Below are 26,074 nucleotides of genomic sequence, written 5' to 3' on the forward strand. Positions count from 1 at the left end.
AGTTGGGTGTAAAGCCTTCCGGGTGTAACACTGCTTCCATGTATTCCCTGGTCAGCGCCCCAGTCCTCGGTTTCGACCTGACGCGGCTGGACGGTGGAGCGGCAACAGCCTCCGTCCTTTCCCGCGCCCTCCGCCTCGAGCCCGGCGACCTCGTGGCGCTGGCCCGCAGGCTCCCCGAGGACGAGGTCCGCGCCCAGCTCTGGCAGGACATCCACGCCGCGACCGTCCTGCGCCCGACCGTCCGCGGACTGTCCCAGCAGGACCCCGACGGCGCGCTCGCCCTGCTGGAGCGCGCGCCCATCGGCACCCCCGACGCGCTGCTGCACTGCATCCGGCACGACGTGCTCGGCTGGACCTGGCAGGAGGAGGACGGCGTCCGCCGCCAGGACGACGTGGCGGCCCGCGCGACGGCGGTCGTCTGCGACGCGGTGATGGCCACCTACCTGCGCGAGCTCCTCCCGGCCGACAGCCGGCGCCGACTGGCCGTCGGCTGGCTCGCGGGCATCCGCGACCTGGCGGACCGCCCGGTCGACACCGGCCCCCAGCACGAGGCGGTCATGGGACTGTGCCGCCGGATCGAGACGCTGGGCGCCTCCGGCGTGGAGCGCCTGTCCGTCCTCGCCGACCAGGCCCGCCTCGAGACCAACGCGTGGTCGCAGGCGGTGCACGGGGCCTCGTGGGCGGTGCACACGTCCGACCGCGTCCGCGCCGCGGCGGCCGCCCAGTTCGAGCTCGTCCAGGCCGTCGACGCCGCGGGCATCCCGGTGGCCGAGCGCGCCGGCGGCGTCTGGAACCTGCTCAGCGGCGCCGTGCACGCCCTCACCGTCGCCGACCTGCTGGAGGCGGCCCTGCTGGAGCGGCTGCTCGACCCCTGCCTGTCCGTGCTCGGCCTGCCCGTCTCCTACTGACCCGCCGGTCTCCCGCCCCTGCCGTGCGGCAGGGGCCCCGCGTGCCGTACGGGGTGCGGGCGGAGAGCGGTCGCAGTGTTTTTTCGGTTTTTCCCTCAAGCGGGCCCGCCACCCGCCGATGGGCGGCATGTAGTCGCTGCCGGTAACCGAAAGAGGACGTTGTGTCGAATATCCGGAAGAGCTGGACCGCGCTGCTGCTGGCCGCCGCCGTGACCGCGAGCGTACCGATGGCCGCGGGCACCGCCAGCGCGGCTCCGAAGAGCAAGGCGGCGAAGGTCAAGGCGGCGAAGGTCAAGGCGGCCGCCGCCGCGAAGGCGAAGGCCGCCGCCGCCGCGAAGGCCAAAGCCGCCGCCGCCGCGAAGGCGAAGGCCGTGCAGCCCTTCGCCGCGGTCGGCACGGTCACCGTGGTGAACGCCACAGCCCGCACCGTCACCCTGCACGTGACCAGCGGCCCCAAGACGGCGCGCGGGGAGCTCGTGATCACCGTGACCACCGCCACCAAGGTCGTCAAGGACGACGTCAAGGGCGGCTTCGACCTCCTGGCCGTCGACGACGTGGTCACCGCGAACGGCACCAAGAGCGCGACCGGCTACACGGCCAAGCACGTCAACGCCCACGACCCCGAGCCCGAGCCCGAGGAGCCCGCCGAGCCCGAGGAGCCGGCCGAGCCCACCGAGCCCACCGACCCGGCTGAGCCCACCGACCCCGCGGTCTGACCCCGTCCCGCAGGGCAACGGTGACCGTCCGGTGGGAGTCGCACATCCAGAGCGCGGCGACGCGGTGCGCCTCCCACCGGGCGGACTTCACTCTCCCGGCCGTCCGCCCAGGTAGCAGAAATCCGGGTGCGGATGCATCAGGAAGTCGTGGTGGGAGATGTTCCAGGCGTAGGCGCCGGCCATCGCGAACTCCACCACGTCCCCGGGTTCCAGCGCGATCGGCACCCTTCTGGCCAGCAGGTCCTTCGGCGTGCAGAGCTGCCCGGCGATCGTGACCGGCTCCCCCGCCGCGCCCGGCACGACCGGCTGGTCGTGGCCCTTGGTCGCCGGGGTCCTGATGTGGTGGGTGCCGCCGGCGACGATCGCGAACAGCTCGCCGTGCACGCGCTTGACGTCGATCACCCGGGTCGCGTACCGCCCGCAGTACACCGTCAGGGACCGGCCCGGCTCGACCCGGAGCGTCTCCCCCTCGCGGCGCAGCTTCGCCAGGCCCTCGCCGTACGCCACCCAGTCGAACCGCTCGTCCGGGTCGGTGTAGGAGACGGCCATGCCCCCGCCGAGGTTGATCTCGGAGGCCCCGATCCCCCGCGCGTAGCCCAGTACGGCCTCCGCCAGCTCCAGGAGCTGCTGCGCCCGCAGCCCGCTGGCCAGGTGGGCGTGCACGCCGCGCAGCCGTATCCGGTCCTGTCCTTCCAGCAGGGCCAGGCACCCGGCGACCCCGTCCGGGTCCATGCCGAACGGCGTCGCCCCGCCCCCCATCGCCAGCGAGGCGCCCTCGACCGGGATCTCCAGGTTCACCCGGAGCAGGACGTCGGCCCGCCGGCCGGAGGCCAGCAGCCGCGCCAGCTCGCCGGGGCTCTCCACGTGCAGCCGGTGCACCGCCGAGGCCAGCTCCGCGTCGGTCTTGCCCGGCCCGCCCAGCGCGACCGGCACCTCCGGGAACAGCCCTTGTACGTGCGCCAGCTCCCCGCCCGAGGCCACCTCGAACCCGTCCACGTGCCGGGCCAGGACCCGCAGCAGCTCAGGGTCGGGGTTGGCCTTGACCGCGTAGTACAGCTCGACGCCGCCCAGCGCCCGCCGCACGGCCGACACGTGCGCCTCCAGCCCGGCCAGGTCGTAGACGAACGCGGGCAGCCTCCCCGCCGCCGCGAGCTCGTGCGCCCGCTCGGTCATGGCATCCATGGCGTCTCTCCGCTTCTCGCGAGCCCCGCACGGGGAGCGTGATCATTCTCAGCATCACACCCAACCGCACCCGTGACGACCGGAAAACCGGGAACGATCCGGCCCGGCATGGACGAGCAGCGCGAGGTGCACCTCATCCGCCTCGAACGGCCATGATCATCACATGCCCCTTGAAGCCGTACGGCACCGCATGACGGCCGCCGGGAGAACGGCGGATCAGGGGCGCAGGGCGGTCCAGGCGGCGTAGTCGTGGACGGCGATGCCGGCGTAGGCGGGGTAGGCGGCGGCGGCCTCGTCGACCTGGTCCAGGGCCGTGGCCAGGGCCTCGCGGTCCTTGCCGTGGAAGCTGCAGTGGGGGCAGTCGGGGAGGTCGAGGGTCTCGGCGCCGAGCCGTACCGGGCGGCCGGCCCGCTCACCGCGGCGGAGCATGTCGGCGGAGATGTCCATGATCGATCCGGGTCCGGTTGCGGTGTCGCGGTAGGACATGACGGTGACCGCGTCGACGCGGGCCAGGACGTCGTCGGCCAGGGTCCGGCCGCCGGACGGGACGGTCTGGTACCAGAACGGCACGTCGGCTTCGAGCGGCCGGGGGTCGGCGTCGCGCAGCTCGGCCAGGAGCGAGGTGAAGGACGCGACGGTCTTCGCCCGGTCGGTCTTCCAGGCGGGCAGGTGGTACGGCTCCACGTCGACGTGGGCGGCGCGGAACAGGCCGGTGCCCATGGCGGTGCGCTGCCAGGCCAGCGCGGCGGCGTGGTCGAAGGTCCACTCGGGGGTGCCGCCGAGGGCGGCCAGCGCGATCCCGGCGGCGTCGGCGTTCCTCTTCAGCTCGGTCAGCCGGGTGCGCTCGCCCGCGGTGGGCTCCGGCGGCACGTAGGCGAAGATCTCGCCGACCTTCTGGGCTGCGGCCCACTCCACCACGGCGGCCGGGTCGGCCTTCTGCCACAGCCACATCGCCCGCTTCACGGTGGGGGCGGCGCAGGAGGGGACGAGCGCGGCCGCCACGGCCAGTACGGCGAGCGCCCCGGCCGGAAACCGTCGGCCCATGCTCCACCTCCCCGTGCCGGCTGCCGTCCTTGACGTCCTCCCCGGTGGGAACGCCGGGGATTCCTGCCGCGCGGCACGGGCCGCGTTCCGGTGGGCTCCCGCTTCGCCGGGCGGGCGGTGCGGCCACCGGAAGCGGCCACCGGAAGCGGCCACCGGAAGCGGCCACCGGAAGCGGGGCCCGTGCGGGAAGAGCCGGCGGCGCGCGGCCGCCGTGCCGGACGGGACGCGCGGACTACTTCTCGACGGAGATGTGCACGTGGTCGAAGTGGTTGGCGGTCACGCTGCCGCGGTTCTCCATCAGGCGCCATCCCTCGCCCGCGCGGGCGGGGCTCCAGATGTGCTGGGCGAAGATGATGTACTTGATGCCGAGCTTCTCGGCGTTCTCCTTGACGTAGTTGGCGACCTCCCAGCCCTCCTTGAGCTTGGCGGAGGAGGGCATCTTGCCGCCAGAGTTGATCATGAAGTCCGCGGCCTTGCCGTGGGGGTGGTCGCTGCCCGGCATGCCGCCGTCGGCACGCCAGGCGCCGATGGTGGGGAACGGGCCGAACGTCGCGTCGACGACGTCGATCACCTTCTGCATGGTGGAGGTGATGCGGCTCCCGCCGCCCAGGAGTTTGGACGGTTCGTGGGCCTTCTCCGCGCCGGTGCCTCCCGAGGTTGCCGTGGTGCCCGAGGTTGCCGTGGTGCCCGAGGTTGCCGTGGTGCCCGAGGTTGCCGTGGTGCCCGAGGCGGCGGTGGAGGGGCCGGTGGCCGCCGTACCCGTCGTGCCCGCCGTGGGAGTGGACGGCGAGGTCGAGGTCGCTGCGGTCGTGCCGGCCTGCTGCCGTGCGGCGGTGAGCTGGGCCGCGAACTGCCGGCCGGAGGCGCCGGAACTCGCCGAGAGCTGGCCGAACTGGCTCTGCAGTTCGGCCACCCGGCCGTGGATGGCGGTGATGCCGTCGGTCACTCGGGCTCCCCTCGCTGGGCATGGTGGGCGTCTGCAGCATCGGCAGGGCTCCGCCGTCACCTGAGGACTTGCGGGACAGCCGGCAGCGAAAAAAGGAAAAGTCCTCAGGACGGCTCCGGTCCGTCCGATGGGGGGACCTGAGCAGGGAGTGCTCGCCCCGTTACGCCATGGATCGGCGGTCGTAGAGAAGAGCGAACGGAGTCTGTTCGTGCTCGAGGACGTCACCTCCAGCGTGGTACGCGCCGCGCTGAAGGGCCTGGCCCAGCGCCAGCGTGTCATCGCCGACAACATCGCCAATATCGAGACTCCCGGCTTTCTCGCCGGCCGCGTCCAGTTCGAGGAAGCCCTGCGGACCGCCGTCAAGAGCGGATCCGCCCCCGGCCAGGTGGAGCCGGAGACCGCCCGCTCCCTGGAGCCCACCCGGGAGAACGGCAACAACGTCAACCTCGACCACGAGACCTTGTCGCACATGGACACCGTGCTGCGCTACCAGACGATGCTGAAGGCCCTCGACGCCAAGCACAACCTGCTCCGCACCGTCGCCAGGGGAGGCATGTGACATGAGTGGCGGACCTTTCAGGGCGATCGGCATCGCCGGCACGGGCGTGACCGTCTACCGCAAGTGGCTGGACGCCGTGTCGGACAACATCGCCAACATCAACAACGTCAGTTCCACCACCGGCGAGGCGTTCCGCGAGCGCTTCGTGGTCGCCCAGGCGGTCGACTACGGGTCGGGCACCGGCGGCGTCCAGGTCGGCGGGATCCAGCTGGGCAGCGCCGAGGGCCGTCTGGTCCACGAGCCCGACAACCCCCTGGCCGACGAGAACGGCTACGTGCGCTACCCCGACATCGACCTGGGCGCGCAGATGGGGCAGCTGATGATGGCGCAGCGCTCCTACCAGGCGAACCTCTCCGTCGTCGACCGCGCCTATGACGCCTACCAGGCCGCACTCCAGCTCGGGAGGAACTGATGAGCATCGACCCGATCGGTCCGATCGCCGGACCGCTGCGCATCGCCGCCCCCACCGCCCCGACCGGCCCCACCGGTGTCGAGGCGGGCCGGAACGCCGCCGAGGTCTTCGGCGGGCTGGTCACCAAGAACATCGAGAACCTGCAGGCCACCCAGGCCAAGGCCGACGACCTGGCCGTCAAGGCGGCCACCGGCGACCTGCAGGACGCCCACGACTACATGGCCGCCAGCATGGAGGCCGCGCTCGCCACCCAGCTCACCGTCGCCATCCGTGACAAGGCCGTCGCCGCCTTCACCGAGATCATGAGGATGCAGGCCTGATGCAGGAACGCGCGCTCGCCGCCCTCCGCAAGGCCCGCTCCACGTTCGGGTCGTTCTCCACCGGTCAGAAGGCCGTCACCATCTCCATGGTCCTGGCCCTCGCGGTCGGCGGATTCTTCTTCTCCCAGTGGGCCTCCCAGCCCTCCTACGCCACCCTCTACTCCAATCTCTCCGGCGCCGACGGCAACGCCATCGTCGAGAAGCTCACCGCCGACGGCGTGCCGTACCAGCTGACCGACGGCGGCAGCACCATCCAGGTCCCGCAGGCGCAGGTCTACGACCTGCGCCTGAAGATGAGCGGTGAGGGCCTGCCGAGCCAGGCCGACGGCGGCGGCTACTCCCTGCTGGACAAGCAGGGCATCACCACCTCCGACTTCATGCAGCACGTCGGCTACCAGCGCGCCCTGGAGGGCGAGCTGGCCAAGACCATCAAGTCGATCGAGGGCGTCACCTCCGCCAGCGTGCACCTCGCGATCCCGCAGAAGGACGTCTTCACCGACGACGCCGCCAAGCCGACCGCGTCGGTCCTGGTGAGCACCCAGGCCGACAAGCCGATGACGCACAGCCAGGTCAAGGCCGTGGTCAACCTGGTCGGCTCCAGCATCGAGGGCATGAACCCGGCCGACGTGACCCTGGCCGACTCCACCGGCAAGGTGCTGTCGGCCGGCGGCGAGCAGGCGCTCGGCGCCTCCGGTGACGAGCGCGAGCAGCAGACGCAGGCGTTCGAGCAGCGGATGAGCGGCTCGATCCAGCAGATGCTGACCCAGGTCCTCGGCCCGGGCAAGGCCGTCGTGAAGGTCACCGCCGACCTCGACTACGACCAGACCGAGACCAAGAGCCAGCGCTACGTCAACGACCCCAACCTGCCGCCGCTGTCGTCGACGACCAAGGAGGAGTCCTACAGCGGTGGGGGCACGCCGACCGGCGGTGTCCTGGGCCCGGACAACATCCAGGTGCCGTCCACCCAGGCGGGCAACGACTACAAGTCGACCACCGAGACCCGCGACAACGCGGTCGGCCTGGTCACCGAGACCCGCAAGACCGCTCCGGGCAAGGTCCGCAAGCTCGACGTCGCCGTGATGGTCGACGGCCAGGCCGCCGTGGGGATGGACGTCGCGGAGATCCAGCGCATCGTCACCTCCGCCGCGGGCGTGGACGCCCAGCGCGGCGACACCATCGCCGTCGCAGCGCTGCCGTTCGACAACAGCGCATCCGAGAAGGCCGCAGCCGAGCTCGCCGCCACGCAGCAGGCCGAGCAGGACGCGCGCACGATGGAACTGGTCAAGATCGGTGGCGCCGCCGCGATCATCGCCCTGCTGTTCGCGGTCGGGCTGCTGCGCGGCCGCCGCAAGCGCCGCTCGGCGCTGTCGAAGAAGGAGCAGGCGAAGCTGGCGGAGCTCCAGGCCGAACTGGAGCGCGTCAAGGTCGAGGCCGCCAAGGCCGCGATCGAGGCCGCCGAGCGCGAGGCGCTTCCGGCCGGCACGGGCGAGCAGCCCGCCGAGCCCGACGCGGACAAGCGCGAGGAACTGCGCGAGGAGATCTCCGGAATGGTCTCCCGCCAGCCCGAGGAAGTCGCCCAGGTGCTGCGCAGCTGGCTCGCTGACAGGAGGAGCTGACCATGCCGATGACCGAGACTCTGTCCGGCCTGCGCAAGGCCGCCGTCCTGCTCGTGCAGATGGGCAAGGACGACTCCGCGAAGGTGCTCTCGCAGCTGCGCGAGGGCGAGGTCGAGGAGCTGACCGCCGAGATCGTACGGCTCGGCACCGTCGACCCCGGCGACGCCCTGGAGATCCTCACCGAGTTCCGCGACCTGACGACCGCCTACCGCTACGCCGGTCAGGGCGGCATGGACTTCGCGCGCGAACTGCTGGAGGCGTCGCTGGGCCGGGAGCGGGCCAGCCAGATCGTCGAGCGGCTCTCGGCCTCGCTGGTCGACCTGCCGTTCAGCTTCCTGCAGCGGGCCGACCCCCGCCAGGTGCTCTCGTTCGTGCAGGACGAGCACCCGCAGCTCATCGCGCTGGTGCTCGCGCACCTGCCGGCGCACCTGGGCGCGCAGATCCTGTCGGGTCTCAGCCCGGTCCTGCAGGCCGACGTGGCGCACCGCATCGCGGTGATGGACCGGACCTCGCCGGACATCATCCGCCAGGTGGAGTCGATGCTGGAGCGCAAGCTCTCCTCGGTGCTCCAGCCGTCGGACCTGTCGGCGGTGGGCGGCCTGCAGCCGCTGGTGGACATCATCAACCGTGCGGACCGTGTCACCGAGCGCATGATCCTCGAGGGCCTGGAGGGGCGCAGCCCCGAGCTCGCCGAGGAGGTCCGCAGCCGGATGTTCATGTTCGAGGACGTCGTCCACCTCGACGACCGCGCCGTCCAGCTCGTGGTCCGGCAGGTCGAGACCGCCGACCTGGCCACCGCCCTCAAGGGCGTCGGCCAGGACGTGCTCAGCAAGATCACGCGCAACCTGTCCGAGCGGGCCGCCGAGAACCTCGTCGAGGAGATCGAGCTGCTCGGCCCGGTCCGGCTGCGCACGGTCGAGGAGGCCCAGGCCAAGATCGTTCACGCGATCCGGGCACTGGAGGAGTCGGGTCAGATCGTAATTCGCCGAGGGGACGAGGATGAGTTCGTCGCTTGACGCTGTTGTACGTGGGGCGGACGCGCGGACGTTCACCGCCGCCCGCTTCGCGGCCGACTTCGGCCCCGGGAACAACCTGCCCACGGAGATCGTCGAGGAGGCCCGCGCCACCGCGCAGGCCGCCGGATACGCCGCGGGCTGGGCCCAGGGTCGCGAGGAGGCCCGTGCGGAGGCCCAGCGGATCGCCCAGGCCACCGCCAGAGCCGAGGCCGAGCGCACCGCCCGGGCCGAGGCCGAGCAGACCGCCCGGCTGGACAGCGCCCTGACCGCGCTCGCCGCGTCGGCCGGACAGCTGGAGCGGCAGACCGCCCCGGTGGCCACCGAGATCGAGGAGCTCATCCTGCAGACCGCCTTCACCATCGCCGAGGCCGTCCTCGGCCGGGAGATCGCGCACTCCCCCGAGCCCGGCCGCGAGGCCCTGGCCCGGGCACTGGAGCTGGCGCCCGCGGGCCGTCCCGTGCTCGTCCGGCTGAACCCCGGCGACCACGCCACCCTCGTCGGCGCGGGTGAGGCCCGCTTCGACTTCGACGGACGGGACGTGGCCCTGGTCGCCGACGCCGGCCTGGAGCCGGGGGACGCCGTCGCCGAGTGCGACGCGACCTCCGTCGACGCCCGGCTGAGCACCGCCGTGCAGCGAGCCAAGGAGGCCCTGGGCCTGTGATCTCCACCCTCGACGCACGCGTCAAGGCCGCCGCGGCGGCCGCACGGCCCCGCGTGACCGGCAAGGTCTCCGCCGTGATCGGCCTCTCGGTGGTCGTGGAGGGCGTGACCGGCAAAGTGGGCGACCTGGTCCACCTCGGCGGCGGCCCCGCCGCGGTCCCGGCCGAGGTGGTCGCCCTCGACGGCGGGCGGCTGAGCTGCCTGCCGCTGGGCCCGCTGACCGGCATCGGAGTGGGCAGCCCCGTCACCGCCACCGGAGACGCGCTGCGCATCCCGGTCGGCGAGGCGCTGCGCGGCCGCGTCCTGGACGGCCTCGGCCGCCCGCTCGACGGCGGCCCCTCCCTGGCCGGGCTGGAGATGGTCCCGGTGGAGAACGAGCCGCCGCCGGCCCTGCAGCGCCGCCGCATCAGCGAGCCCATGCCGCTGGGCGTGCGCGCCATGGACACCATGATCACCGTCGGCAACGGGCAGCGGCTCGGCATCTTCGCGGGCTCCGGCGTCGGCAAGTCCAGCCTCATGTCCATGATCACCCGGGGCACCGAGGCGGAGATCACCGTGGTGGCCCTGGTCGGCGAGCGCGGCCGCGAGGTCCGGGAGTTCCTGGAGAACGACCTGGGCCCCGAGGGCCTGGCCCGCTCCGTCGTGATCGTGGCCACCTCCGACCAGCCGCCCATGGTCCGCCTGCGCGCCTGCTTCACCGCCACCCGGATCGCCGAGTGGTTCCGCGACCAGGGCCGCGACGCCCTGCTGCTGATGGACAGCCTCACCCGGGCCGCCATGGCCCAGCGCGAGGTCGGCCTCTCGGCCGGCGAGCCCCCGGCCACCCGCGGCTACCCGCCGTCGGTGTTCGCGATGCTCCCCCGCCTGCTGGAGCGGGCCGGGCCCGGCATCGACGGCAGCATCACCGGCCTGTACACGGTCCTCGTCGACGGCGACGACCACAACGAGCCGATCGCCGACGCGGCCCGCTCCATCCTGGACGGCCACGTCGTGCTCGACCGCCGCCTGGCCACCGCCGGGCACTTCCCGACGATCGACGTGCTGGAGTCGGTCTCGCGCGTCGCCGGCGCGGTGACCAGCCGCGAGCAGCGCGCGGACGCGACCGCGCTGCGCCGCCTGATGGCCGCCCACCGCGACATCCGCGAACTGGTGGAGATCGGCGCGTACGTACCCGGCACCAACCCCGACGCGGACCTGGCGCGTGCGCTCTGGCCGCGCGTCGAGGCCTTCCTGCGTCAGGACATGGACGACCAGACCCCGGCCGCGGAGGCCTGGGACTCGCTGCGGGCCCTGCTGAGCTGAGCGACTCCCGCCGGCGGCCGCCCTGACGCGCGGCCGCCCCGATGAGCGAGCGACCGCTCACCTCCCTTCCCACCGGCCTTCCCACCGGTTCCACACTGAGGAGTCTCGATGAGCCGATTCCGGTTGTCCTCGATCCTGCGGGCCCGCAAGGCCCAGGAGGACGCGGCCAAGGGAGGGGTGCTGCGGGCCCGCTCCGAGGCCAGGGCCGCAGCCCTCCAGGCCGAGAAGCACGAGATCGAGCTGCAGAACCGGATGATCGAGCCGAGCCCGTCCGACGCCGCGGCGTTCGTCGCGGCGATGGCCGCGCGGCGCGCGATCGCCGGCGAGCTGTCCATCCGCCGCCAGCAGGCCGAGGAGGCCGAGCGGCGGGTCGGCGCGAAGGTGGAGAACTGGAGCGCGGCCTCCCAGCGCCGCCGGATGGTGGAGAAGCTGGCCGAGCGGCACGAGACCGCCCGCCGCCAGGCCGACGCCGCGGCCGAGCAGCGCGCCGTCGACGACCTCTCGACCACCCGCAGGCCGCAGACCGGCAAGGAGACCCGCCGTTGAGCATCACGGAGACCCTGGCGAAGATCAGCCGGCTGCAGACCCAGTTCGCCGGGGCACCCGTCGCCGCGGCGGCCGTCTCCACCGGCTCCGGCGCCTCCGCCACCTCGGGCGCCTCGGGCACCGACTTCGCCGCGGCGCTGGAGAAGGCCAGGCAGGCCTCCGCGACCTCCACCCAGGGCACCCAGGGCACCCAGGGCACCCAGGGCACCCAGGCGGCCGGTTCGGCCACCTCCGGTTCCGCCGACGGGAAGGTCACCGGCCAGGACGTCGTCGACCAGGCCCGCCGCTACCTCGGCGTCCCCTACCTGTGGGGCGGCACGGACCCGGACAAGGGGCTGGACTGCTCCGGCCTGGTCCAGCTGGTCTACAAGAAGCTGGGCGTCTCGCTGCCGCGCGTCTCGCAGGACCAGCAGAACGAGGGCCGCAGCATTCCCAGCCTCAAGCAGGCGCAGCCGGGTGACCTGCTGACCTTCGGCTCCCCCGCGACGCACATCGGCATCTACGTCGGCGACGGCAAGATGCTGCACGCCCCGCGCACCGGCGACGTGGTCAAGATCGTCGACCTGGACGACTACTACCGCAAGCCGACCGACATCCGCCGCATCCTGGGCGACGACGCGGCGAGCGCCACCGCCCAGGCCACCGCCGCCCAGGCCACCACCGCCGCGGCCCCGCAGGCCATCGGTGCCCGGAGCACCTCCCAGGCGACCGCCCTCCAGGCGACCTCGTCGGCGGTGGACCCGGCCGCGAGCGCGCAGACCACCGCGGCCGCGCTGGCGCGTCTGCTCGGCACCGCCTCGCTCACCGGCACCGGCTCCTCCGTCGGCACCGGGTACGGCGTGAGCACCGAACTGCTGGCCGCGCTGGCCGGGATCCAGCCCGGGGGCGGCGCCGCCACGACCGGTTCCAACGGAACGGGCGTTTTGCCGCAGGTGCCGTCCGGTGCTGCCGATGGGCTGGGTACCGGCCTGTCCGCCCAGGCCCAGGCCTACATCCGCAGCATCCAGTCGACCGTGAACGGCATCGGATAACAGGAGAGACGATCTTGACCGTGCCTTCGATCCCCCTCGCGGGGAGCCCGTCGCCGATGGCGGCGCCCTCCGGCGCCTCCGGCGAGGGGCAGACGGGTCAGAACGGGGCCGGAGAAGACTTCGCCGCCCTGCTCGCCCTCCTTGCGGGCGGCGGGCCGCTGCCGCAGGGAGTCCTCCCCGGCATCGATACCTCCTCCGCCGGACCCGCGGGCCAGGCCCAGACGGCGGCACCCGCCGCCGCGGCCGGCACGTTCCCGGCGCAGGCCCTGCTCGCCGCCCAGACCCCGGCGCAGGGCCAGCTCCCGCCCGTGGGCCAGGACCGGGGCGCCCCGCTCTTCCCGGCCCAGCTCGCCGGCCAGTTCCAGCTCGGGATCCCGGCCGGGCAGTCGCCGGCGCAGGGCATCGAGGGGATGCAGGCCGTACCCGCCGGGCCGCCGCCCGGAGCGGGCACCACGACGGCCGCCGACGCCGCGGCCCTCGCCGCGTTCGCGGCGACCGCCGACGCCACCTCCGCGAACACGGGCACAGGCGTGGACGGGCTCACCGCGCAGTCCGCCGTCTCCGCCGCGCCGTCCGCGGCCGGCACCGCCCCCGCAGACGCCCAGCAGCCGCAGACCATGACGGACCAGACCGTCACCGCCCCGGCTCCGGCCGCGGGGTCCGGCGCGGGCACCGCGACGGGCGGGGACGACTCCCGGCAGCCCGACGCCAAGTCCGGACCGGTGGCCGAGGTGACGGGCCCGGCGGCGCAGGCCGTACCCCAGTCGTTCGCCACCACGCAGGCCGCCGCGGTGGAGCGCGTCTCCACGCCCGCCCCCCAGCAGCCCGCCCCGCCCGCCTCGCAGGTCGCGGTCCACGTGCTGCCGCTGCGCCTGGACCCGGACGGGATCCAGCGCCTCACCGTCCACCTGCACCCGGCCGACCTCGGCCCGGTCAGCGTCGTCGCCGAGCTGCGCAACGGCGCGGTGCACCTGCAGCTCGCCGGGACCAGCGACGCCGCCTTCGAGGCGCTCCGCTCGGCCCTGCCGGACCTGAAGCAGGAACTGGAGGACGGCGGTTTCTCCTCCGCCACCCTGGACCTGCAGCGCGAGGCCCCGGGTGGCCAGCCCGGCCAGGACCGCCGGCCGCTCGGCCAGCAGGACCCGGCCGCCCGCGGGAACGCCCCGGCCGGCCGTACCGGGGACGTCTACGCAGCCCCCGCCGACGAGCCTCCGCCCGTCCGGCCCGGCTCACGCCTGCTCAACGTCCGCCTCTGATCCGCCTCTCGCAAGGAACCGCAACGTGACCAACACCGTGAGTGGGGCGGCGTCCCCGATCACCGCTGCCACGACCGCCGCGACCGCTTCGAGCGCTCCGGCGGCGAGCAACAGCCAGCTCGACAAGGACACCTTCCTCAAGCTGCTCGTGGCCCAGATGCGCTACCAGGACCCGAGCAAGCCTGCCGACACCTCCCAGTTCCTGTCGCAGACCGCGCAGTTCACCGAGGTGGAGCGGATGGAGCAGCTCGTCAAGCAGCAGGGCGAGCTCCTGGCGGCCCAGCTCCAGCTCTCGGCCAGCAACCTCGTCGGCAAGACCATCAGCTACACCGGACCAGACGGCACGGACGCCGTCGGTGTGGTCACCTCCGCCTCGTTCGGCAGCGCCCCGACCCTGAAGGTCGGGAACACGGATGTCCCGCTGTCCTCGGTCAAGGAAGTCACCAGCGCCGCATCGACCGGCACCGAACCCACCGAAGGAAACTGACATGCTTCGTTCCCTGTACTCCGGCATCAGCGGCCTGCGCGTCCACCAGACGATGATGGACGTGACCGGTAACAACATCGCCAACGTCAACACCACCGGCTTCAAGGGCTCCCAGACCACGTTCCAGGACACCCTCAGCCAGATGATGAGCGCCGCCGGCGCCCCGCAGGCCGGCAACCCCGGCGCCGGCGGCTCCAACCCCGCCCAGGTCGGCCTGGGCGTGCGCCTGGCGGGCATCCAGACGAACTTCGGCCAGGGAGCGGCGCAGACCACCGGCCGCACGCTCGACCTGATGGTCCAGGGCGACGGCTTCTTCACGGTGCAGAACGGCAACGAGCAGCTCTACACCCGCGCGGGCTCGTTCAACTTCGACGCCCTGGGCAACATGACCACCGTCGACGGCAACTTCGTGCTCGGCTGGAACCTCGCCGCCAACGAGACCATCGACCCCGCCAACCCTCCGGCCCTGGAGAAGATCCAGCTCGACCCCGCCGTGGAGTCCTACACGATCTCCCCCGACGGCCAGCTCGTCGGCGTCTACGCCAACGGCGACAAGCGGCCCTTCGCCCAGCTCGCCATGGCGAACTTCGTGAACCCGGGCGGTCTGGAGAAGGCCGGCGGCTCGACCTACCGCACCACCGTCAACTCCGGCGACGCCGAGGTCGGCCTGGCCGGCTCCGGCGGCCTGGGCAAGCTGCAGTCCGGCGCGCTGGAGATGTCCAACGTGGACCTCGGCCAGGAGTTCACCAACCTGATCATCTCCCAGCGCGGCTTCCAGGCCAACACCAAGGTCATCAGCACCTCCGACGAGCTGCTGAACGACCTGGTCAACCTCAAGCGCTGACGTTAGCCGCCGCCCCGCGCTCCGGGGCGGCACCCGAGGCCCCGGGCACGCGCCCCACGCGCGCCCGGGGCCTTTCCGCGCTCCGGATGCGGCTCCCTGCGTTATGCCGCGAACACCTACCGCCCGGCTCCTCCGTGAGTCTTTTCCTTCAGTTGTTCCGAGATCGAGCTTCGTCAGCCCGCCGAGGGTGTCAGCGCGGTCAGGTGGGCCCGGAGTACGGCGAGCATGGTGCAGGCGTCCAGTCGGCCGGGGTGGAACGCGGCCTCCAGGGACAGCCCGTCGAGCAGCGCGCACAGGCGGCGCGCTTCCAGGGCGATGTCGGCCTCCGGGTGGAGCCGTCCCGCCCGGCGCGCGCCCTCCAGGATCCGGGTGGTGAGCGCGAGCAGGCCGTCGTACAGCTCGTCGGCGTGTGCGCGCAGCTCGGGCCGGGTGCGGGCGGTGGCGGCGAAGGACAACCAGACGACGGCCTCGGTCCGGCGCTCTTCGTCGAGCGGCAGCATCTCGGCGAGCATGCGGACGGCGGTCTCGAGCCGCTCGGCCGAGGTGAGCGGCTCGGAGGGGTCCAGCAGGTGCTCGGCGTGGACGGTCAGCCGGGTGATCAGCCGCGCGGACATCTCCCGCATCGCGAACACCATCAGCTCGGTGTGCCCGGCGAAGTAGTGCCGCACCGAGCCGATGGCCAGCCCGGCCTCTGCGGCGACGTTGCGCAGCGAGGCGTGCTCCAGGCCGTCCCGGCAGACCACGCGGAACACCGCCTCGGCGACCGCCCGCCGCCGCTCCTCCGGGTCCACGATTTTCGGCACCCCTCTTTTATAGCACGGCCATGCTATGTTTTATTTAGCATGCACGCGCTATTAACGGAGGTGTCATGAGCGGACCCCTGCTCGTGCTGGTGGCGGTCGTCGTGGTCGCCGTCGTGGTGATCCGGCGGTTCCGAGGGGAGCCGCTGAACGCCCGCGACCTGTTCGTCCCACCCGCCGTGCTCGTCGGCATCGGCGCGCACACCCTCGTCACGGAGGTACGGCCCGGCGGGGCCGACCTCGCCTGGGTGCTGGCCGGTGCGGCGGCGGGCCTGCTGCTGGGCGCGCTGCGGGGCCTGACCCCGCGCCTGTTCGTCCGGGACGGCCACCTCTGGCAGCGCTACACGGGCTGGACCCTGCTCGTGTGGGCCGCCTCGGCCGCGGTCAACGCCGGACTCGGCGCCCTGGCCGCGGCCGCGGACACCCCGGAGCAGATCCGCCCGATGACCCTGTCCATCGGCGTCAGCCTCCTCGGTGAGGCCATCACGCTCGGCCTGCGCGCCCGCACCACCGGCGCCCCCTTCGCCCCGGAACGGGACTCCCTCCTCGACCGCCTGCCCCGGCGCACCGGCGACGAAGTCCTGTAGATCGTTTGTGCAGAAGTTGGCGTCGACAAGGGACCCGTGACGCCAACTTCTGCACAAACGATCTACGGCTTCCCGGTTTCCGCTTCCAGGGCGGAGTGGGATGGGAAGCTGCGGCAATGCTTCCCGAAGCGCTGAGCAAGGGGCCCTTCCTAACCCGGGACGCGCTGGCCGCAGGCCTGACCTATCACCAGCTCCGGAGCTCCCGATTTCGCCGGATATATCGCGACGTGTATGTGCTCGACGCAGTTCCCGACTCCCTCGACCTACGCTGCCGGGCGGCCCGGCTGCTCCTGCCCCGCAGCGCGGTCTTCTGCGGCCTGACCGCCGCCCGGCTGTACGGCGTCCCGGTCCCCGAGCACGACACCCTCCATGTGGCCCTGGCGCCGGTGCTCGGCACACGGCCCCGGATCCGGGGCGTGCAACCGCACGCCCATGCCCACTGGCGGCCGGCCGAACTCAGGTTCCTGAACGGCCTGCTCGTCCCCCGTCCCGAACCCCTGTTCGCCGAACTGGCGGGCCTGCTGTCCCGCATCGAGCTCATCATCGCCGGCGACCACCTCACCCGCTCCTGGACCACCCCGGTCGCGATCGGTGCCTGGCTCGCCGCCGCCCGCGGCTGCAAGGGCCTGCCCGCCGCCCGCGCCGCCCTCCCCCACCTGGAACCGGAGACCTACTCCCCCATGGAGACCCGCCTGCGCATGCTCCTCGTCGACGGCGGCCTGCCCCGCCCCCTGGCCAACGCCCACGTCCTCGACGAGACCGGGCAGCGCATCGCCCAGCCCGACCTGTACTACCCGCAGGCCCGGCTGACCATCGACTACGACGGCGCCCACCACGACCGCGACCCCCGCCAGGTCCGCCAGGACCGCGACACCATGCGCCTGCTCGCCCTCAACGGCTACCTCGCCCTGCGCTACGACGCCCGCATGGTGCTCGGCTTCCCCCGCGAGATCGTCGCCGAGGTCCGCAACGCTCTGGCCGAACGATCGAGGGAGGGGTGCCGTTAACGCTGCTGTCACCAAGTGCCAAATAGTTGATCATGCCCTTTGAATTGGGCCTATGCGGCGAAAACATGACTGCGGCATGCTAGGCGGCCATGGAGCGTCCACCGGTAGGGATGGATGAGCTGGTCGAGCACTGGACCGTGCTCAGCGACGAACAGAACTTGATCGCCACCAAGCACGGCGCGACCCGGCTGGGGTTCGCGTTGCTGCTGAAGTTCTACACCCGCCATGGCCGTTTCCCCCGCGGCCCGGCTGACTTCCCCGATGAGGTCATCGACCACCTCGCCCGGCAGATGAAGGTGCCGGCTGCTGACGCGGGGGCCTATGAGTGGTCGGGCCGCACGGCCGCACGTCACCGCGTGGAGATCCGCGCGCATCTGGGGTTTCGGGAGTGCTCGGTGGCCGATGCCGACAAGCTGACCGACTGGCTAGCGGCGAACGTGGCCCATGCCGAGCGTGATGCCGATCGGGTGCGCGCCGAGCTGCTGAAGAAGATGCGCGCCGAGCGGATCGAGTCCTCCAGTGATGGGCGGATCGGGCGGATGGTGGCCTCGGCGTTGCGCACGGCTGAGGCCACCTGGTTTGTCACGATCGCCGCGCGGCTGGATGCCGTGGCCACGGCTCGGGTGCTGGCGCTGGTCGGCTGGGGTGAGCAGGAGGAGGGGATCGAGTCCGCCGGGAACGCCGGGAACACGGAGGGCGCCGGGACCGATGATGGGGCGGAAGACCCCGACTCCCTGCTGGCGCTGATCAAGTCGATGCCGGGCAACGTCAGCCGCGAGTCGATGTTCACCGAGATCCGCAAGCTGCGCGCGGCCCGCGGCGTCGGCCTGCCGTCGGGTCTGTTCGCCGATGTGGCGCCCAAGGTGCTGGCGGCCTGATGGGCCGCCGCTCCGAACTCGTCGCCCTGAACATCGCCGACCTGGCCGTCACCGCCGACGGCCTGGAGGTGCACATCGCCACCAGCAAGACCGACCAAGACGCCCGCGGCGAGACCGTCGCGGTGCCCTACGGCTCCCACCCGCAGACCTGCCCGGTGCGAGTACTGCAGGCCTGGCTGACCCTGCTCGCCGAGCGCGACATCGGCTCCGGCGCGCTGCTGCGCCCCATCGACCGCCACGACCGCCTCGCCACCGCAGGCCGGGCCGGCCGCGGCACAGGAGAGCGGCTGACCGCCCAGAGCATCAACCTCATCGTCAAACGCGCCGCCGCCGCAGCGCAATTGCCCGACGCCGAGACCTACAGCGCCCACTCCCTGCGCGCCGGCGGCGCCACTGCCGCGGCCAAGGCCGGCGCCCCCATGTCGGCGATCACCGCCCACGGCCGCTGGGCCGAAGGCTCCCCCGTAGTTGCCGGCTACATCCGCCAGGCCGACAAATGGAACGACAACCCCCTGCGCGGCGTAGGTCTGTAGCAAGGTTTGGCGTTGCCGTAGGTGATCTGAGGCAATTAGGGGCGGCCATGGCCGATCGCATCTTGTCCGTGCCCGCTATCTGATAGCACTACGAGGAACGGCTTACGCCCTCACGACTCCCCGTAGTCTTCCCACTGCCCTCTAACCACCCCGTCGGAATCCGGCACCACGGCACACCACTTAGACAACTCCGATTCCCTAAGCATGAGTGAAAAACCCTCGGCAGTTACCTCGGAGAGATCATCGGCACCAAATGGATAGGCGCGATAGGCCAGTTCCCCGGGTGACAGCGGAGCTTTGAAGGAGGTGAAGTCGTCATCCAGCAGAGCTGGTTCGATCCGCAGGTCCGGATCGGCAACAACGCAGAGGAGGGACCGGGGCCGGACGGCGTAGGCGATCTCCGCAGCGTTCTCCGGGGTCACCCGAAACCATCTGCAGCCGTAGGCCCCGTATGCCCAGCGTTCGCACAACAGGATCACACTCTTGGTGGCAGCCTGCACCGTTGCCCAAAATCTGTCGTCCGCAGCAGCATCGACAAGTCTCGGCGCATCTACGGGCTCCGGCGCCGCAGTACACCAATCGAGACTCAATTCCCTGCCGTGGAGCCCAGTCAGATCATTAGCCAGCCTCGACGTCATATAGAGATGCATATTCCCATCCCATCCCGTCTCGACGCGAAGCCTTCCTTCCTTGGAGAGCCGACAATATGGCCCGTCTCCGACTGCCATACCTACGGCAAGGTCCACCGCTTCTGCTGTTTCGATTTCCAGCCCGTTACGGAGCCTGGAGTATTTTTCAGGAAGCGGCTGGTTTACGATCAAATCACCGACTTCCAGCACGTCTACACCGCTTGCCGTGATTACTCTCTCGAGCACACTGCGCAACTCCGCAGCATAGGCGATTTGTCCCCTCACGTCGACAGGCTCGACTTGCACACTCGCGCCACGAGGGCTGACGACAAGCTCCGATGTTATTTGGCTATCCACTTGAGGCCTCGCAGCTTTCCGTTCGAATAGTCCAAGTCGTACGTTCCGTCTCGGGCCGAATCCTTGGTCGATCTGAAGGGGTCTTTAAAATTAGCCCCCTTGAATATGCCTCCCTTGTGTCCATTTCTATCCCAGGTGATGTAGCGAGGATTCGCCTTCTTGTTCTCCCAGATGTGAGTTTTGGCTGCGGATCTCTTGCGGGTATTCGTGTATCCGAGGTGACTGGCGAGCTTCTCGGCTTGTTCGAGCGAGACCTTGTTGATGTTGCAGTTGTCGTTATGGACAAGGAGCGGTGTAGTTCCCTCCACCACATAATACGTGTGAAGGTCGGCGATGGTCAGGTTGTGGACACGCTGGGTGGTAGTCCACTTCTTGATCGCGGTGATCTGGACACGGGTGCCAGCTGGGGTCTGCAGCCACATGCCTGGCTGCAACTGGTCGGCCTCGACCCATTCGCGCACGGCCGGAACCCAGAAGGGGTGGCTGTCGGTTGCGACGATGTCGTTGCCACTGTCTCTGGCGCCTATGGTGATCTCGATGAGGTTTTTGACGCCGCTGCTGTTGATCAGCGCGGTGACGGTCTTGGATTCCGTCTCGCCGGTTTCCGGGTTGGTCGCGAGGACCTCATCGCCGATCTCGATGTCTTCGATTGGCTTTCGGGTGCCGTCGGCCATCAGGACGAGGGTGCCGGGAACGAAGCTGCTCTTACATGATTTTTTAAACCAGTTCGTGACAGCTTTTGCTCCTCTCTTGAGGAGTCTGCCCGCACCTCTCGTTCCGAGATCGATAACGAAATTCTGGCCGTTGCTTGCACCTTGGCGATACGCCTTGCTCTTAGTGCTATATCCCAGGATTTTGCCCTGTGTTTCGATCCTGCTGGTGTGGATCGAGCAGATATGCCCCGGCATTCTGATGCCAAATCCGCAAGCACTTGCAGGATTTCCGAAGAGTAGCCCCATGGCGTCGCTTACTCCATCAAGGAAGCCCATGACAGTGCTTTTGGTGCTTCCCGTGCTGGAGCTGCTCCCACTGCTGGAGCTAGAGCTGCTGCTGTAGGAGCTGACAGCGCTACTTCCCGCACTCTTCGCGGTTCCAGAGTTGATCCTCGTGTAGCGTGCCGCTTCATCCTCTTCTGATTTTTGAGCGGCCTCGATGTACTTCTGCTTGGTCGCGCTGTCAGTTGTCTTGGCGGCCAACCGGTAAAGGCCATTGGTGCGCTGCGGGCAATCGCCGGGGACGCACTTGCCGGTGGGGTCGGCGTTGTTGACGGGGTTGTTGATTCCGTAGGTGTAGGCGTTGAGGCTCTGCGGCCCCTCCAGGGTTCCGTGAAGCGGGTCGACGCTGATGAAGCGGCCGATGGCCGGGTCGTATTCGCGGGCTCCCAGGTGGGTCAGGCCGGTGCTGGCATCCTGGGTGCCGCCGATGAAGCCGCGTTCACCCATCCAGTTGGTCGGCACGGTGCCGCGGGGCGCGCCGAAGGTGGTGAAGCGGCGGGTGGTGGTGGCCAGTGTGCTGCCGTTGATGGCGATCTGGGCGGTGCCGTGGTGGTCGGCCATCAGGTACTGCACGGTGCCGGCCTGGCGGACGGCGACGGTGGCGCCGTTGTGGTTGTAGTAGCGGGTGCCCTTGATGATGCCGGCGGCGTCGAGTTTGAGTTCGGAGCCGTCCGGCAGGTACAGGGTGGTGCCGCTCGCCTCGCGGCGGATCAGCCGGTTGCCGTCGGCGTCATACAGATACCCGGTGACCGCGCTGCCTTCGGTGACGCTGGCCAGGTGGCCTTCGGCGTCCCAGTCCAGCTTCTGCTGGCGGCCGCCGGTGGTGCGGCCGGTGGTGTTGCCGGAGGCGTCGTAGACGTAGGTGTCGGTGGAGGCGCCGTTCGGGCCGGTGGTGGCGACCTGGCGCAGGGCGTGCGGCTGCGCCGAGCCGGCGGCCGGGTAGCTGTAGGTGCGCGTCACGTCGCCGGCGGTGGTGTGCTGGACCTCTGTGGTGCGGTTGCCGGTGAGGTCGTAGCTGTAGGTGTTCCAGTACGGCGCCGCGCCGCCGATGAGCGCCTGGCTGGGGACCGCGGCGCAGGTGTTGTCGGCGGTACTGGCCGGGGTCCACTCCTCCGCGATGCGGTTGAGGTAGTCGTAGCGGAAGCACTGGACGTCGGCGGCCGCGCCGGCGATCGTCGGCGTGTCGGCGATCTTCGTGATGTTGCCGGACGGGTCGTAGCTGTAGCCGATGTCGGCGTCGCGGCCGGTGAAGGTCTCCCGGGTCAGGTAGGAGCGCTGCAGGCGGCGGGTGCCTTCTTCGTAGGTGAAGGTCTGCCAGATCTTGCGGCTCTGGGCCGACAGGGCCAGCGTGTACTGCAGGGTCTCGCCGGTGGGGGCATACCGGGAGTCGAGCACGTACGGGCGTAGTCCGGTCAGGGTAGTGGCGAAGCCGAGTGCGTCGTGGCCGTACTTGAGGGTCTCGGCCGGCATGTTGCCCTTGGCCGGCATCGTCTGGGTGGCCAGGCTGCCGTCGACCTTGTAGGTGGAGCCGAAGGTGTAGGTGCCGGCCAGGGTCTTTTCGCTGGCTGGGATGGTCAGGCTGGTGCCGGTGGGCCGGTAGGCGTCGTCGTAGCCGGTCACCGCGTTGGTGTAGGCCTGGGTGCGGCTATCGGGCGTGGCCGGAGAGCAGGGCGGTCCAGATCACCAGGGCTTCGGCGGCGGGCCAGGGCGGGGTGTGGTGGATCTGCGGCCGGCCGTCGAGCTGGACGGTGCGGCGGATAAAGCCGCGTCCGGCGCCGGTGTGCAGTTCGTAGACGGTGGCCCGGCAGGCGCAGGTCCAGGCCACCGCCCGCGCCCGCGTCAGGGCCGGGTACGGCTCGCACCAGTCCAGGTGCAGGTGGTCGCGCTGAGCCATGGCCACGTGCGGGCTGACGCAGCCGCTGTTCAGCACGGTCACGACACCTTCCCGGCGATCGGTTCGGCCAGGGCCGCCGGGCATCGCTGGCTCGCTCGGCTGGTGCCGGTGGTGCTCATGGCTCAAGTCCCTCCTGGTCGCGGAGGTGCTGGGCGAGTTCGGGGACGTCGTCGGCGTCGATCGTCCGGCAGAGCCCGCGGTCGAGTTCGGCGTCGGTGAGGTGGCGGCCGGTGCGGGTGGCCCACAGCCGTCCGGCGGAACTGCGCCAGATGCACCATCCGGGAAAGGCCGCTTGGAGGTCTTGCAGGATCACAGGGGTTGACATGGAGCTAGCGTCGTTCTGATCTGTGTGACGAACCCACCGCGTTCCGCGGACGTCCGGGACGTTCCGAAGTTAGGGTCGAAAACGTCCCTGACGTCCTCAGTCTCTCGGGGTATACCGTGGCAAACGTCCCCCTGCGCCGCGCAATGCTCGACGCGAAGCTCAGCAACCAAAGCCTGGCCGACCGCTGCGAGGTGGACGTCAAGACGGTGGAACGCTGGCTGCAGGACGAGACGCGCATTCCTCATCTCCGCCACCAGTGGGCCGCTGCCGAGGCATTAGGAGTTGATACGTCCGTGTTGTGGCCAGACGCCATCCGTAACACCGTCAAGACCGGGCCGGACCGGGAAGTCCTGACCGTCTACCCCTACCGCTCCGCCTGCCCGAAGTCGGTCTGGCGCAACCTGATCAGCACGGCCCGCAACGAGATCGTGTTCGCCGGATACACCAACTACTTCCTGTGGCTGGAGCACCCCAACCTCGCCAAGGTCCTGCGGCGCAAAGCCGAGCAGGGCTGCAAGGTCCGGTTCCTGATCGGCGACCCGGACAGCGAGGTCACCCGTCACCGCGAGGAGGCCGAGGGCGTGCCGCTGACGGTCTCCACCCGCATCCGGATCACCCTGTCGGAGATCGAGCAGGTACGCGGAGTGCCCGGCATCGAGGCCCGGTTCGGCGACGAGCACATCGCGATGAGCGTCTTCCGCTTCGACTCCGAGATGCTGGTCACCCCGCATCTGGCCAAGCTCGTCGGGCACGACTCGCCGATGCTGCACCTGCGCCGCTACCAGGACGACGGGCTGTTCGACCGGTTCGGCTACCACGCCTCCGAACTGTGGAGCAACGGCCGCGACATCTGGGCGGACGACGACCGCCTCTCCCCGTCGCAGTCGCTGTAGAACGGCGTCAGAGGAAGGCCTCGTCCGATGAACGGCAAGCCCGTCCGGCGGATCGATCAGAGGACGAGCTCGTACTCGACCTGGTCGATCGGGTTGCCGTCACCGAAGTCGTGGCCGCGGACCATGCCGGACTCGGTGAAACCGCTCTTCGCATAGAAGCGGCGGGACCGGGGCGTGTGGCGCAGGGTCCACAGGTGCACCCGGCGGAAGCCGTTCTCGCGGATCCTGTCCAGGGAGGCGGCCATCAGGGTGCTTGCGATGCCGGTGCCCCACCCGTCCGGGTGGCCGTAGAAGCCGAAGATCTCCGCTGACTCCGGCAGCGCCGGCGAGGAGCCGAAGTAGGAGAAGGCCAGCGGCCGTCCGTCCAGCGCGGCCAGCATGACGGTGTCCTTGTCCTCGGTGAGCACGTCCTTCCACTTGTGGCGCCGGTGCCTCACCGCTTCGGCGAAGAAGCCCGGAGGGAAGAAGTCGGCATAGGCGGTCTTCCACGACTCCGCATGGATCTCACCCAGCGCGTCCCCGTCTCCCGTGGACGCCGGGGCCACTGTGAAGACTCCAGTCACAAGATCACAGTACCGGAACCGCCGGGCGGGCGGGTTCTCGATTCGATGCCGTCGAGGAGAATCGCCAGGCCGCCGGTGAACGCCTCCCGGGCCTCCCGCTCCCAGCGCGGCTCCGGGCCGGCCGACGGCGGCGCCTGGGCGGAGAGCCGGGCCGAGAGCGGGAACCGGTCGGCGAAGTCGGGGACGAGCCGGTGGAGGAGGCCGGCCCGGAGCGTCCACCACTCCCGGTCGGGGGTCCCCGTCGTCCCGGCGGCCGACCGGGCCTCCGCCGCGGCCTGCGCCGAGCCCCTGACCAGGCTGAACAGAGAGCCGACGGCCGGTCGCACGGCCACCGGCTCCAGTCCCGCCGCGTCGAGGATCCGCAGGACGGCCTCCAGGACGCCCTGCTCGTGCGGGCCGAGCACCGGACGGGCGTGGGAGACCTGCAGGAGCCAGGGGTGGCGCAGGTACAGCGCGCGGAGCCCGTGCGCCCAGGACTCCGCGGCGGCCCGCCATCCACCGGACAGGTCGTGCTCGGCGGGCGTCTCCGCGTGGGCCTGGTCGTACATCAGGTCGACCAGTTCCCGCTTGGAGGGCACATAGGTGTAGAGCGACATGGCGGTACGGCCGAGCCGCTCGCCGACCGCCCGCATGGACAGGCCGTCCATCGTGCCCGCGTCGGCCACCGCGATCGCGGCGTCCACGATGGCGTCCACCGTCAGGCCGGGTTTGGGGCCGGGGGCCGTACGGGCGCCCTCGTCCACCGGGACGCGCCACAGCAGGGCCAGTGTCTTCTCCGGATCGCCCTGGCCCGCGTAGACGACCATCCCTCAACTCCTTACGACGTACGGTATTCTGGCGGACAGAAATAGCTTATGCCATAAAGAGATGAGAGGCAGGGAGGACGACGATGCCGACCGCGGTGCTGCACGACGGATCCGCCATCGAGATCGAGGTCCACGGCGACGGACCGGCCGTCCTGCTGCCGGTGAACCCGGCGCCCGCCGAGGACGGCCCCCAGGCGGAGGAGATGCGCAGGTGGGGCGCCGACCCCTCGCTCGGCCACTCCCTCGTCACCGGGCTGAGCGACGCCTTCCGCGTCATCGCCTTCGACTACGAGGGCCACGTCATGAGCACGCCGAAGGGCGGCACGCTCACCCCGGACAACGTCGCCCGCGACCTGCTCGCCGTCGCCGACGCGGCAGGCGCCGACCGCTTCGCCTACTACGGCTACTCCTGGCTGGCCCTGGCCGGCATGCAGCTCGCGATCCGCACCGGCCGCCTCACCGCCCTGGTCATGGGCGGCTTCCCGCCGGCCGGCGGGCCCTACGCCGAGATGCTCGCCGTCACCGAGGCGGCCCACCGCATGGCCGCCGCGCCGCAGGAACCCGCCCGGCCGGCGGAGCCGGGTGACTGGTCGAACGTCTCGGTATCCGCCTCACCGGACCAGACCCGCCAGTTCGTCACGCTCTACCGGGCACTGCAGGGCTTCGACGACCGGGCCGCGCAGGACCGGATCACCTGCCCCCGCCTGTGCTTCGCCGGGTCGGCCGACCGGATCGAGTACGGCCCGCAGTGGGGGGACGTGCGGGTGGACATCGCCGGGCCGCTCCTGCGGCGGCGCGCGGAGCTCGAAGAGCTCGGCTGGCAGGCGCGCGTCCTCGACGGCCTCGACCACATGCAGGCCATGCAGGCGGCCCGGGTCCTCCCGGTCGTCCGCCCCTGGCTCGCGGCCGTGCTCCCGGCCCTCCGGGACTGATCCCGCCGGGCGGGCGACACGACCGGGGAG

Annotated in this window: 30 protein-coding genes; 20 read left to right on the forward strand and 10 right to left on the reverse strand. The window is 70.9% G+C overall.

All coding sequences use genetic code 11. The annotated features are described in order from the left end of the window. Positions 1-38 precede the first annotated feature (38 nt). Complete coding sequence (locus FHS22_RS32515; RefSeq protein ID WP_184948019.1) at positions 39-908, forward strand: hypothetical protein; 870 nt, start codon at positions 39-41, stop codon at positions 906-908. Between the two features lie 161 nt (positions 909-1,069). Beyond that, positions 1,070-1,624: a hypothetical protein gene (locus tag FHS22_RS32520; RefSeq protein ID WP_184948020.1), complete on the forward strand. Its 555-nt coding sequence runs from the start codon at positions 1,070-1,072 to the stop codon at positions 1,622-1,624. Positions 1,625-1,711: 87 nt separating this feature from the next. On the opposite strand, the gene FHS22_RS32525 is transcribed toward FHS22_RS32520, so the two are convergent. From FHS22_RS32525 to FHS22_RS32535, 3 genes are all read right to left on the reverse strand, one after another. Beyond that, positions 1,712-2,806, reverse strand: coding sequence for an alanine racemase (locus FHS22_RS32525; RefSeq protein WP_260408512.1), 1,095 nt, complete (start codon positions 2,804-2,806; stop codon positions 1,712-1,714). A gap of 216 nt (positions 2,807-3,022) precedes the next feature. Beyond that, positions 3,023-3,850 (reverse strand): hypothetical protein, encoded by an 828-nt coding sequence (locus FHS22_RS32530; protein WP_184948021.1) that lies wholly within the window; start codon positions 3,848-3,850, stop codon positions 3,023-3,025. Between the two features lie 232 nt (positions 3,851-4,082). Beyond that, positions 4,083-4,796: a VldE C-terminal domain-containing protein gene (locus FHS22_RS32535; RefSeq protein WP_184948022.1), complete on the reverse strand. Its 714-nt coding sequence runs from the start codon at positions 4,794-4,796 to the stop codon at positions 4,083-4,085. A 208-nt stretch (positions 4,797-5,004) separates the two neighbouring features. On the opposite strand from FHS22_RS32535, the gene FHS22_RS32540 reads away from it, so the two are divergent. The 12 genes from FHS22_RS32540 to flgF all read left to right on the forward strand — a co-directional run bounded on the left by FHS22_RS32540 (position 5,005) and on the right by flgF (position 14,845). Continuing rightward, positions 5,005-5,355 carry a flagellar basal body rod protein FlgB gene (locus tag FHS22_RS32540; protein ID WP_184948023.1) on the forward strand — a complete coding sequence of 117 codons (351 nt, stop codon included), beginning with the start codon at positions 5,005-5,007 and terminating at the stop codon, positions 5,353-5,355. A 1-nt stretch (position 5,356) separates the two neighbouring features. After that, positions 5,357-5,767: a flagellar basal body rod protein FlgC gene (locus tag FHS22_RS32545; RefSeq protein WP_184948024.1), complete on the forward strand. Its 411-nt coding sequence runs from the start codon at positions 5,357-5,359 to the stop codon at positions 5,765-5,767. Next, on the forward strand, positions 5,767-6,087 hold the full coding sequence (gene fliE / locus FHS22_RS32550) for a flagellar hook-basal body complex protein FliE (protein WP_184948025.1): 321 nt from the start codon (positions 5,767-5,769) through the stop codon (positions 6,085-6,087). The genes FHS22_RS32545 and fliE overlap by 1 nt, the downstream gene beginning before the upstream one ends. After that, positions 6,087-7,703 (forward strand): flagellar basal-body MS-ring/collar protein FliF, encoded by a 1,617-nt coding sequence (gene fliF, locus FHS22_RS32555; protein WP_184948026.1) that lies wholly within the window; start codon positions 6,087-6,089, stop codon positions 7,701-7,703. The genes fliE and fliF overlap by 1 nt, the downstream gene beginning before the upstream one ends. A gap of 8 nt (positions 7,704-7,711) precedes the next feature. Beyond that, the gene (gene fliG, locus FHS22_RS32560; protein WP_221474408.1) at positions 7,712-8,719 is read left to right on the forward strand and encodes a flagellar motor switch protein FliG; all 1,008 of its coding nucleotides are present in this window, start codon (positions 7,712-7,714) and stop codon (positions 8,717-8,719) included. After that, positions 8,703-9,380: a FliH/SctL family protein gene (locus tag FHS22_RS32565; RefSeq protein WP_184948028.1), complete on the forward strand. Its 678-nt coding sequence runs from the start codon at positions 8,703-8,705 to the stop codon at positions 9,378-9,380. The genes fliG and FHS22_RS32565 overlap by 17 nt, the downstream gene beginning before the upstream one ends. Beyond that, positions 9,377-10,681 (forward strand): FliI/YscN family ATPase, encoded by a 1,305-nt coding sequence (locus tag FHS22_RS32570; RefSeq protein WP_338048049.1) that lies wholly within the window; start codon positions 9,377-9,379, stop codon positions 10,679-10,681. Before FHS22_RS32565 ends, FHS22_RS32570 begins: the two co-directional genes overlap by 4 nt. Before the next feature lie 108 nt (positions 10,682-10,789). Further along, positions 10,790-11,227, forward strand: a complete 438-nt coding sequence (locus FHS22_RS32575) for a flagellar FliJ family protein (protein ID WP_184948030.1) — start codon at positions 10,790-10,792, stop codon at positions 11,225-11,227. Next, positions 11,224-12,258, forward strand: coding sequence for a C40 family peptidase (locus FHS22_RS32580; protein ID WP_184948031.1), 1,035 nt, complete (start codon positions 11,224-11,226; stop codon positions 12,256-12,258). The genes FHS22_RS32575 and FHS22_RS32580 overlap by 4 nt, the downstream gene beginning before the upstream one ends. 20 nt (positions 12,259-12,278) lie before the next feature. Further along, positions 12,279-13,514, forward strand: a complete 1,236-nt coding sequence (locus FHS22_RS39435; RefSeq protein WP_184948032.1) for a flagellar hook-length control protein FliK — start codon at positions 12,279-12,281, stop codon at positions 13,512-13,514. 25 nt (positions 13,515-13,539) lie between these two features. Next, positions 13,540-14,001 (forward strand): flagellar hook assembly protein FlgD, encoded by a 462-nt coding sequence (locus FHS22_RS32590; protein WP_184948033.1) that lies wholly within the window; start codon positions 13,540-13,542, stop codon positions 13,999-14,001. A gap of 1 nt (position 14,002) precedes the next feature. Next, positions 14,003-14,845, forward strand: coding sequence for a flagellar basal-body rod protein FlgF (gene flgF / locus FHS22_RS32595; protein ID WP_184948034.1), 843 nt, complete (start codon positions 14,003-14,005; stop codon positions 14,843-14,845). A 173-nt stretch (positions 14,846-15,018) separates the two neighbouring features. On the opposite strand, the gene FHS22_RS38600 is transcribed toward flgF, so the two are convergent. Continuing rightward, positions 15,019-15,648: a TetR/AcrR family transcriptional regulator gene (locus tag FHS22_RS38600; RefSeq protein WP_184948035.1), complete on the reverse strand. Its 630-nt coding sequence runs from the start codon at positions 15,646-15,648 to the stop codon at positions 15,019-15,021. 65 nt (positions 15,649-15,713) lie between these two features. On the opposite strand from FHS22_RS38600, the gene FHS22_RS32605 reads away from it, so the two are divergent. The 4 genes from FHS22_RS32605 (at position 15,714) to FHS22_RS32620 (ending at position 18,650) form a co-directional block, all read left to right on the forward strand. Then, entirely contained in the window at positions 15,714-16,232 is a 519-nt protein-coding gene (locus tag FHS22_RS32605) for a CcdC protein domain-containing protein (protein WP_184948036.1), read from the forward strand. Between the two features lie 233 nt (positions 16,233-16,465). Next, the gene (locus FHS22_RS32610) at positions 16,466-17,239 is read left to right on the forward strand and encodes a hypothetical protein (protein ID WP_184948037.1); all 774 of its coding nucleotides are present in this window, start codon (positions 16,466-16,468) and stop codon (positions 17,237-17,239) included. Between the two features lie 110 nt (positions 17,240-17,349). Beyond that, entirely contained in the window at positions 17,350-18,117 is a 768-nt protein-coding gene (locus FHS22_RS32615; RefSeq protein WP_184948038.1) for a DUF4158 domain-containing protein, read from the forward strand. After that, on the forward strand, positions 18,117-18,650 hold the full coding sequence (locus FHS22_RS32620; RefSeq protein ID WP_184948039.1) for a tyrosine-type recombinase/integrase: 534 nt from the start codon (positions 18,117-18,119) through the stop codon (positions 18,648-18,650). Before FHS22_RS32615 ends, FHS22_RS32620 begins: the two co-directional genes overlap by 1 nt. Before the next feature lie 110 nt (positions 18,651-18,760). Here FHS22_RS32620 and FHS22_RS32625 read toward each other — a convergent pair whose 3' ends face one another. From FHS22_RS32625 to FHS22_RS32640, 4 genes are all read right to left on the reverse strand, one after another. After that, positions 18,761-19,534 (reverse strand): hypothetical protein, encoded by a 774-nt coding sequence (locus FHS22_RS32625; RefSeq protein WP_184948040.1) that lies wholly within the window; start codon positions 19,532-19,534, stop codon positions 18,761-18,763. 86 nt (positions 19,535-19,620) lie between these two features. After that, positions 19,621-22,251, reverse strand: coding sequence for a polymorphic toxin-type HINT domain-containing protein (locus FHS22_RS32630; protein ID WP_184948041.1), 2,631 nt, complete (start codon positions 22,249-22,251; stop codon positions 19,621-19,623). A gap of 25 nt (positions 22,252-22,276) precedes the next feature. Continuing rightward, positions 22,277-22,567 carry a hypothetical protein gene (locus FHS22_RS32635; protein WP_184948042.1) on the reverse strand — a complete coding sequence of 97 codons (291 nt, stop codon included), beginning with the start codon at positions 22,565-22,567 and terminating at the stop codon, positions 22,277-22,279. 73 nt (positions 22,568-22,640) lie between these two features. After that, positions 22,641-22,850: a hypothetical protein gene (locus FHS22_RS32640; RefSeq protein WP_184948043.1), complete on the reverse strand. Its 210-nt coding sequence runs from the start codon at positions 22,848-22,850 to the stop codon at positions 22,641-22,643. 116 nt (positions 22,851-22,966) lie between these two features. On the opposite strand from FHS22_RS32640, the gene FHS22_RS32645 reads away from it, so the two are divergent. After that, the gene (locus tag FHS22_RS32645; protein ID WP_338048050.1) at positions 22,967-23,743 is read left to right on the forward strand and encodes a helix-turn-helix domain-containing protein; all 777 of its coding nucleotides are present in this window, start codon (positions 22,967-22,969) and stop codon (positions 23,741-23,743) included. Between the two features lie 56 nt (positions 23,744-23,799). Here the strand turns inward: FHS22_RS32645 and FHS22_RS32650 are convergent, their stop codons facing one another. Both FHS22_RS32650 and FHS22_RS32655 read right to left on the reverse strand, forming a co-directional pair. Beyond that, entirely contained in the window at positions 23,800-24,306 is a 507-nt protein-coding gene (locus FHS22_RS32650; RefSeq protein WP_184948044.1) for a GNAT family N-acetyltransferase, read from the reverse strand. Next, on the reverse strand, positions 24,303-25,112 hold the full coding sequence (locus FHS22_RS32655) for a TetR/AcrR family transcriptional regulator C-terminal domain-containing protein (protein ID WP_184948045.1): 810 nt from the start codon (positions 25,110-25,112) through the stop codon (positions 24,303-24,305). Before FHS22_RS32655 ends, FHS22_RS32650 begins: the two co-directional genes overlap by 4 nt. 83 nt (positions 25,113-25,195) lie before the next feature. Here FHS22_RS32655 and FHS22_RS32660 point away from each other — a divergent pair, with 83 nt between their 5' ends. Next, complete coding sequence (locus FHS22_RS32660) at positions 25,196-26,044, forward strand: alpha/beta fold hydrolase (RefSeq protein ID WP_184948046.1); 849 nt, start codon at positions 25,196-25,198, stop codon at positions 26,042-26,044. Positions 26,045-26,074: the final 30 nt, after the last annotated feature.

Origin of the sequence: Thiemannella venezuelensis (assembly GCF_014203605.1) — a bacterium.
In the GTDB taxonomy this organism is placed as follows: domain Bacteria; phylum Actinomycetota; class Actinomycetes; order Streptosporangiales; family Streptosporangiaceae; genus Planomonospora_A; species Planomonospora_A venezuelensis.

What these genes read in the sequence shown, in the direction of transcription:
- FHS22_RS32515 (WP_184948019.1), top strand. Translation starts at nt 39, where the DNA reads ATGTATTCCCTGGTCAGCGCCCCAGTCCTCGGTTTCGACCTGACGCGG.
- FHS22_RS32525 (WP_260408512.1), bottom strand. Translation starts at nt 2,806, where the DNA reads ATGGATGCCATGACCGAGCGGGCGCACGAGCTCGCGGCGGCGGGGAGG.
- FHS22_RS32530 (WP_184948021.1), bottom strand. Translation starts at nt 3,850, where the DNA reads ATGGGCCGACGGTTTCCGGCCGGGGCGCTCGCCGTACTGGCCGTGGCG.
- FHS22_RS32545 (WP_184948024.1), top strand. Translation starts at nt 5,357, where the DNA reads ATGAGTGGCGGACCTTTCAGGGCGATCGGCATCGCCGGCACGGGCGTG.
- fliE (WP_184948025.1), top strand. Translation starts at nt 5,767, where the DNA reads ATGAGCATCGACCCGATCGGTCCGATCGCCGGACCGCTGCGCATCGCC.
- fliF (WP_184948026.1), top strand. Translation starts at nt 6,087, where the DNA reads ATGCAGGAACGCGCGCTCGCCGCCCTCCGCAAGGCCCGCTCCACGTTC.
- fliG (WP_221474408.1), top strand. Translation starts at nt 7,712, where the DNA reads ATGACCGAGACTCTGTCCGGCCTGCGCAAGGCCGCCGTCCTGCTCGTG.
- FHS22_RS32565 (WP_184948028.1), top strand. Translation starts at nt 8,703, where the DNA reads ATGAGTTCGTCGCTTGACGCTGTTGTACGTGGGGCGGACGCGCGGACG.
- FHS22_RS32575 (WP_184948030.1), top strand. Translation starts at nt 10,790, where the DNA reads ATGAGCCGATTCCGGTTGTCCTCGATCCTGCGGGCCCGCAAGGCCCAG.
- flgF (WP_184948034.1), top strand. Translation starts at nt 14,003, where the DNA reads ATGCTTCGTTCCCTGTACTCCGGCATCAGCGGCCTGCGCGTCCACCAG.
- FHS22_RS32605 (WP_184948036.1), top strand. Translation starts at nt 15,714, where the DNA reads ATGAGCGGACCCCTGCTCGTGCTGGTGGCGGTCGTCGTGGTCGCCGTC.
- FHS22_RS32615 (WP_184948038.1), top strand. Translation starts at nt 17,350, where the DNA reads ATGGATGAGCTGGTCGAGCACTGGACCGTGCTCAGCGACGAACAGAAC.
- FHS22_RS32620 (WP_184948039.1), top strand. Translation starts at nt 18,117, where the DNA reads ATGGGCCGCCGCTCCGAACTCGTCGCCCTGAACATCGCCGACCTGGCC.
- FHS22_RS32640 (WP_184948043.1), bottom strand. Translation starts at nt 22,850, where the DNA reads ATGTCAACCCCTGTGATCCTGCAAGACCTCCAAGCGGCCTTTCCCGGA.
- FHS22_RS32655 (WP_184948045.1), bottom strand. Translation starts at nt 25,112, where the DNA reads ATGGTCGTCTACGCGGGCCAGGGCGATCCGGAGAAGACACTGGCCCTG.
- FHS22_RS32660 (WP_184948046.1), top strand. Translation starts at nt 25,196, where the DNA reads ATGCCGACCGCGGTGCTGCACGACGGATCCGCCATCGAGATCGAGGTC.